The organism is Sulfitobacter sp. HI0129 (assembly GCF_001635395.1).
GTDB lineage: Bacteria > Pseudomonadota > Alphaproteobacteria > Rhodobacterales > Rhodobacteraceae > Sulfitobacter.
In genome coordinates this window covers 1-5,203 of the sequence record NZ_LWGH01000401.1, presented here as the reverse complement: position 1 = coordinate 5,203, position 5,203 = coordinate 1, and the positions used below count along the sequence as shown (strand labels likewise).

At 60.5% G+C, this 5,203-nt stretch carries 3 protein-coding genes; all 3 read right to left on the bottom strand.

Translation table 11 applies throughout. The features are described 5' to 3' along the window. Positions 1–736: C45 family autoproteolytic acyltransferase/hydolase (locus A3764_RS10695; protein WP_067951572.1), on the bottom strand; the 736-nt coding region annotated here is incomplete at its 3' end. A 22-nt stretch (positions 737–758) separates the two neighbouring features. Then, positions 759–2,219 (bottom strand): biotin carboxylase, encoded by a 1,461-nt coding sequence (locus A3764_RS10690; RefSeq protein ID WP_067920854.1) that lies wholly within the window; start codon positions 2,217–2,219, stop codon positions 759–761. 16 nt (positions 2,220–2,235) lie between these two features. After that, positions 2,236–4,974 carry an aminotransferase class I/II-fold pyridoxal phosphate-dependent enzyme gene (locus A3764_RS10685; protein WP_067920852.1) on the bottom strand — a complete coding sequence of 913 codons (2,739 nt, stop codon included), beginning with the start codon at positions 4,972–4,974 and terminating at the stop codon, positions 2,236–2,238. Between the last annotated feature and the right edge of the window lie 229 nt (positions 4,975–5,203).

The following is a 5,203-nucleotide window of genomic DNA, read 5'->3' as shown; positions in this document are numbered from 1 at the left end:
AGCGTTCGCGTTCCACCGTGGCGGTGAACCGCGCGTGGCTCACCCATTCGACGTTTTCCTGATGGTTCGTCGCGACGGCGGCATGGGTGATATGTGCCGGCCGGTCGGGGGCCATCATCGCGGTCAGGTAGTTCCGCTTCCGGTCCAGCACGGTGACGTTATAGCTCATATGGGTGGGAACGCGGGCCAGCACCTTGCCCGCTTCTTCGGTGGTTTTGCAGGTCTGCAGAACATAGCGCAGGATCAGCGGCACACCGAAGCCCCGCCCCACCACCCGACGCCCCCCGAAGGTGAGCGAGATCGAAAGGCCCGCATCGTTCACCCCATCGACCAGCCCCCAAAGCCCATCGGACGTCCCCATGACCCGGCGGCCCTGCCATTCGGTCCGCAGAACGAGCGAGTCGAACGCCAGTGGATTGTAGTCGTAGTTGCGGACCATGACGGGCTCCTTGCCCGCCCAAATCGCCTGACTGCAGGCCGAAAGATAGGGCGGCGGGCAGTAGAAACTGAGGAACCTTGCCGCTTGATCACCACCGCCCGCCAACTTGCACAGCTCGTCATAGAGCGGGACAAGCTCGGGCATATGCTCTGTCATCGCGCGGCGACACTGCGCATAGGTCGGCCGCGCCGCCTCGCCCTCCTTCAACCACCATGCGTGGTAATCGGGCCAGTATTCGGCGAAAAGCCCGGCCCATTTCGGGCCGGGCGTTGCAATGTCTAGGGCACGCCAGAACACGTGGCTTCCTTCCTTGTTATCCTCAGAGGATTTTAAAGGCCGGGTCCGAAAGTTCAGGCGCGGCGGCTGCGGTCGGCAATGGCTTGCCGTTCACGGATTGCTTGATGCCATGAATCCACTTTTTCGCCCGCTCGTTCAACTGGAAACTCTTCGTCATTGACCGACCCCGCGTGACGAGGATACCGATATCGGCCCCTTCGTAGCGGTAATCGCCCGGCTGCAGGATCCGCAGAAAGAAGGCTTCGTTCTCCGATTCCACCGCCCGGCGGTGATAGTCGAAGCGGTCGAACACCACGCGCCCGTCTTCGAGCATGCGATAGATGCCGGTTTCGGGGGATTCGGTGCAGATGTCGACGTTGTCCTCGGTGTGTTTGATGACCATCTGGCTCCAGCCGTCGATCATATCCGGGTCGGCCCAGCGGTTGTTCAACTCATCCACGTCCAGCTGGAACTTCTTGCGCGAGAATTCAAGCAAGTGGAACAGGAAGAGCGGCGCATCCGCGTGGGCAAAAGCCGCGTGGTTCGTCATGGACGACGCACCTGTGATGCGGGGGTTCAATTCCCCCAGCCAAAGGTCACCTGTCTTCTTGTCGATCAGGAAATCCAGCTCGAAGTAGCCGCGATAGCCTTCCTTGCGCAGCTGTTCCCCGAACTTGAAGGTCAGGTCGCGCGCTTTTTCACGGACCTTCGGCGGAAAGGCCGTGGCAAGGATCTCGTTGCCGCACCAGCCGCCACGATATGGGGTCAACTCCTTGAAGCCGACGAGTTCGGTCATCAGGGGGCCAACGATGGTGCCTTCCTTGGTGGCGCAGGCTTCGATCGCGGAACCCCGGCAATCGATCCGCTTCATGATCTTGATTTCGCCTTCGCCGACGATCTCATGCTCGTGCCGCCGGAAATCGGCCTCGTTCTTGATGAAGAACGTCGTATGACCACTGTCGCCAAAGGCGGACTGCAGCACGAGGTCATGGCCGATACCGGCCTTCTCGCAGGTTTTCTTGAGGTCTTCGTAGGATTTGACCTCGGCCAGAACGTTGGGCACCGAGGGCACGCCCGCCTTGTTGCCGATGCGCACGGTCTCGATCTTGTTGTCCATCGCCTGGCGCAGCTTGGCCTTGGGGAACCAGACGTCGGCGCCCAGTTCTTTCGACAGACGCTCGGTTTCCTCGTCGAACATCAGGAAGACGAACTTCGGCTTTCCGCCGCGGCGCTTGATGAAGTCGATCACTTCCTTGTGCTGCAGCAGGTAGTTGTTGATGTCCTCGATGGACTGGAATTCCGCATGCGGCTGTTCCGAGGGGCAGAACACGTTGGGGTGCTTGCCGCCGTAGCAATCGATGTAACAGATGTATTTGAAGTTCTTCACCCATTCGTCGAGGCCCAGCAAATTGAAGTTGGTGGCCGAGATGAAATAGACGGGGTCCTCGTTCCGGTGAAAGAACCGGCGGATTTCCGAGATATTCTTGAGAATTGTCGTAGCCATGTTGAAGGTCCTTTTCTTAAGCGGGTGATGATGAAAGATCGTTCGATCCGACCCGTTTGAGCGCCTCTTCGGTAAAGACGCGCAGGCCGAGGTCGGGCCGGTAGCCGTGAATTTCGCTCACATCGAGCGCCCGCATGAATGCGAGGATTTCCTGGCTCACGACCTGTCCGGGCACCAGAATTGGAAAACCCGGGGGATAGGGAATGATGAAACTTGCCGAAACGACGGTTTCGCCTGCATCCATCGCCTCCTTCAGGGAGCCGTCCAGTTCGAGATAGTCGCAGTTCTTTTCGTCATAAGCGAGGAAGAACGCGGTGCGGATATCCCCTTCGACGGTGATGTCGTCAGCGCGGAACGCGTCGTGGAAGCGGCTGAAATCGGGCAGCGGGGGGAAATGCTCCATCAGGTTGGAAACCCGCCGGTCGAACGAAAGCTTTTCCATCCGGCTCGCATCGTCGAGCAACTCGTCCAGTGATTTGGCGATCTCTACCAGCACCTCGATCAGATAGGCGACGGAGGACCGCGTGGTGCCGATGTTGGTCATGAACAGGACGGTGTTGCGCGACGTCTTGTTGATCTGGATCCCGTAGCGATCCATCAGGATATCGGTCTTGAAGGTATCGCCGTCCCAGCCGGTGCCGCCCACCGCAAGCGTGACGCGTGTGGCATCGAGAACGAATTCGTCCTTTTCCCAGCAATCCCACATATCGGTCCAGCCCTGCTCTACGTCATAGTAGCTGGTCACGCCGCTTTCGCGGTGCTCATCCGGGATCATGTCGCCGGCGGTGAGCACCTTGAAGTACTTCTGGAGCAGCGGGTGATCCGCGATGGCGCGGCGCATGGACATGGCCGCCTCGATCTGGCGCTGGACGAACTCGAAACCCTCCAGCTCCACCTGCCTGCGCCCCACGTCCAGCGAGGCGATGATCTGGTAGTTGGGCGATGTGGAGGTATGGGTCATGTAGGCTTCGTGAAAGCTCTGTTCGACCTCTCCCTTGAAGTCCTGATCGTTGACATGAATCATCGAACCCTGCCGCAGTGACGTCAGCGTCTTGTGGGTCGACTGGGTCGCATAGACCCTTACGCGGGCATCGGGCGGCGGGATCAGCCGGGTATTGAGAAGCGTCTCGTCATCCGCGTCCTCCAGCTCCGCCTGCTGTTTCTCATAGGCGCGGGCATGGGCATCGGACCGGAATTTCGCGCGCAGGGTATTGGCCGCGTTCATCCCCGTACGCTGACGATATGTCGGATTGAACCGCGCGAAAGCGAACCATGCTTCATCCCACAGGAAAATAAGGTCCGGCTTGATGGCGAGACATTCCTCCATCATGCGTTCGACGTTGTAGACCAGCCCGTCGAAGGTGCAGTTGGTCAGCAAAAGCATCCGCACCTTGTGAAGCTTGCCCGCCGCCTTCAGCGCCAGAAGCTGGTGCTTGATCTCGCGCAGGGGGACCGCGCCGTACATCGAGTACTTGTTGAGCGGATAGCTGTCGAGGTAACAGACCTGCGCGCCCGCCAGCACCATCCCGTAGTGATGCGACTTGTGGCAGTCCCGGTCGACCAGAACGATATCCCCGGGGCGCACCAGTGCCTGCACGACGATCTTGTTGCAGGTCGAGGTGCCGTTGGTGGCGAAAAAGGTCTGCTTCGACCCGAAGGCGCGGCTTGCCAGTTCCTGCGCTTCCTTGATCGGCCCGTGCGGTTCAAGCAGGCTGTCCAGCCCGCCGGATGTGGCCGAGGTTTCCGCAAGGAAGATGTTCGGCCCGTAAAAGGCCCCCATGTCCTGAATCCAGTGGCTGCGGGTGATGGATTTGCCGCGGCTGATGGGCATGGCGTGGAAAACGCCGGTCGGTTGCTTGGAATATTCGACCAGTGCCGTGAAAAACGGTGACTTGTTCCGCGACTGCACACCCCTAAGGATGTTCAGGTGCAGTTCCATGAAGTCTTCCTGATTGTAGAAGACCCGCCGACAAATCCCCAGATCCAGTCCCGCGATATCTTCGACCGAGCGTTCGGTCACCAGATAGGCGTCAAGCTCCGGTCGTACCTTGGCGATCATGCGGCACAGTTCGGGGCCGTAATTTTCGGGCAGCAGGGCGTCGATCTCTTCGCGTCCGCCCGCGCGGGCGAGGTAACGGGTGAGGATCTCCTCCACCATGTCGGATTTGAGCGTAAGACCGGGGCGCACCACGATGGCCTGAATGTTGTGGTTGAACAGAACCGCGATCAGCGCGTCTTCGACGCTGGGCACCACCACCGCTTCATAGATAAAGGGGTCTTCCGACCGGCGCATCCGCTGCACGTTGCTGCGCAGCCAGCGTTCCTGCTGCTCGCTGACGTCATCGACGATCAGAACCTCGAAATAGGGCTTGGCCAGCGCCCGCGCTTCGGGCGGCTGCATCGACTCGTCGTCGTGCTCTTCCTGATCAAGGGAGTCGCGTTCCAGCGGGATGGTCCTGCGCCGGTAGGCCCCTGTCGTAAGGGCCCTTGTCACGCGGCCAACGGCAAAGGCGAGGTCTTCGTAGCTTTTGTGTTCGAACTGGCGGCGCATGTAGTCGAAGGCCGACATGCCCGGAAAAGCCCAGTAAGGCTCTATGACCGCCAGCGACTCGAACAGCTTGCGCACGTCGGCGACAAGCTTCTCGGCCTCCTTGGCACGCGGCTGGCGGGCCAGCGCGGCCGTGGCGCCGCGCATCGCGCTCCAGCGATCGGACCGCAGTTGTATTGCGGATGAATATTCGTTCATGGAATGCATCAGTCAATCTCCGCTGCGCGGCGTCGACCAATGCATTCCACAGCGCGGCAGGAAGCCGCGCGCGTTCAGACCGGTCTAGCCGCTTGATGATTCTCCCGCCCCGGTGAAGACACCGGGTTTTGCCGGGGGGTTTGGAATGGCCGCGCCCGCTTGGGCTTCGGCTGTTGGCGTGGCGGCAGGTTCGGCTGCCGGTTGGCTCGCCGTACCGGCCGAGGGGTTCGGCATGGGT

What these genes read in the sequence shown, in the direction of transcription:
- A3764_RS10690 (WP_067920854.1), bottom strand. Translation starts at nt 2,219, where the DNA reads ATGGCTACGACAATTCTCAAGAATATCTCGGAAATCCGCCGGTTCTTT.
- A3764_RS10685 (WP_067920852.1), bottom strand. Translation starts at nt 4,974, where the DNA reads ATGCATTCCATGAACGAATATTCATCCGCAATACAACTGCGGTCCGAT.